This is a genomic window from Anaerobium acetethylicum, assembly GCF_900096945.1.
GTDB lineage: Bacteria > Bacillota > Clostridia > Lachnospirales > Lachnospiraceae > Anaerobium > Anaerobium acetethylicum.
This window is the reverse complement of the sequence record NZ_FMKA01000090.1, coordinates 1-1771: the sequence shown is the minus strand read 5'-3', so window position 1 is coordinate 1771 and position 1771 is coordinate 1. Positions and strand designations below refer to the sequence as shown.

General features: G+C 42.0%; 1 protein-coding gene. It reads right to left on the bottom strand.

The window, feature by feature from the left end; genetic code table 11:
* Window positions 1–23: 23 nt before the first annotated feature.
* Window positions 24–1631, bottom strand: a complete 1608-nt coding sequence (locus BJR36_RS19895) for an IS1634 family transposase (protein ID WP_091237169.1) — start codon at window positions 1629–1631, stop codon at window positions 24–26.
* Window positions 1632–1771: the final 140 nt, after the last annotated feature.

Sequence of the window (1771 nt, the reverse complement as noted above, 5' to 3'; positions counted from 1 at the left end):
ACCTGGATTCCCGCCACACATCACTAGGCAGGTGGCAGGACATCCATTGCTTCATATAGTTTTTTCTGTTTCTCGAGAACTTCGCCTATGCGTAGTTCATAACCAGGATTTTCGAAGCACTCGATTACATCCAATTTATCGAGGAACGACTGAAGAGTGTAATCAGAAAAGAGTTTTTTTTGCTGCATATGCAGTTTGATATAGGATAAAATCTCCAATCCGACAAACGCAGTAAACAGTTTTCCATCCAGACTCTTTTCAGATGAGACTAAGGTTCGTCGCATGTTAAGGCGCTCCTTAAGATTGCCAAAAGCCTTTTCAATCACATCTTTGTTGCGGTAAAGCTCGAGTGCTGTAATGGAATCCATCTTCTCGTTTGATAAGAATGCGAAGTATCCATAGTAACGTTTCGCCTGATTGATGGCATCCTGCTTTACCTCAACCTGTATCCCACGCTTTGGTGTTTCCTTCACTTCAAAGTATTTCTTGTAGAAGGATTCATGTTCTTTGATGCGTTGTCCGCTCAACAGTTCCCGCTTACAGGTCAGTAGTTTTCTGTCAAAGTTTCGCTGATCCTCAGCGGATTTATCGATATTATAGTACAAATGGATGTAAACCCGGCGCTTGTCCCGGAGGACATCACCTTTATATGGACGTTCCTGGACGTAATCCCATTCCGTCGTGACAGTCTGTGAATATACATCATACTGCTCATTGAGATTTGGGAATGTGGCCAGTTCATCATATATCTTATCAAGTTCCACTCTTACAATGGAAAGGGATACCTTGGTAGCAACAATAAATTTGAGGTGTTCTTTAAGCAGTGCATTTATGTTTGCTTCGCTATAGAAGCCCCTGTCCATGACAAGCTTTACTTTGTCGAAGCCTAACGTAGATAGATCACATAAAAGATTCTGTACGGTTTTCACATCAGGTATATTTCCAGCGAGCTTACGATAGTAGAATGGCAGTCCGCTTTTCTCGCCAAAGACTAGTGCCAGATTGATTTGTGGCAGTCGGTCATCTTCCTTGTTCTTGCCATACTGTGCCTGTTTTAGGACTTCTGAGTAGCTGGAGATGCTAGTAGTATCGTAAGCCCAATATTCATCTTCGGCATGACGCCTGCCTTGAAAGGAGAAGTATTTATTCTTTTGTTCCTCCGTGATAGAGGCAAAGAGTTCACTGCTCCTTTGGGAGGAAATATTCTTTCCGTAAGGATGTTTGTGTATATCATCCCAGCGTTCAAAACGAGATAATGGAGAATGATCTTCTAGAATCATGTAATATGCTACTGAAAGGATCTGTTTATATGTATCAGGAAAACAGCTCTTTAAATCCGTTGTAATACCAAGCTTATCGCTTATTTCATCAAACAGATAGGTTGCACCGCAGAACCTGCGTTTTACTGATTCTATAGGAACAGGTCCCTGCTTAGACTTTATGTCAGAAGCGACTTGGTTACGCTTTTTTCCACGGCCATCTGTCGGAACTACCTTTCCGGTTTCCTTGTCTATCTTGCCGATGAGAGTCCTATTGGAACGTGGCTGCTGCTTTTCCTTGTCCCAATAGGAGATGGATTCATAAACATAAGTGTTCCCGCTTCTTTTATCAAAGTGGTTTATAATAGCCATTTCACACACCTCCTAGTGATGTAATTATAACACATCACTAGCTTGAAATCAATACGCAATGGGTTGAAAGCACTGATTTCATGCGGTTTTTAAGTGTTTTCTAGTGGCAACCTAGTGAGGAGTTGCGGGAATCCAGGTTG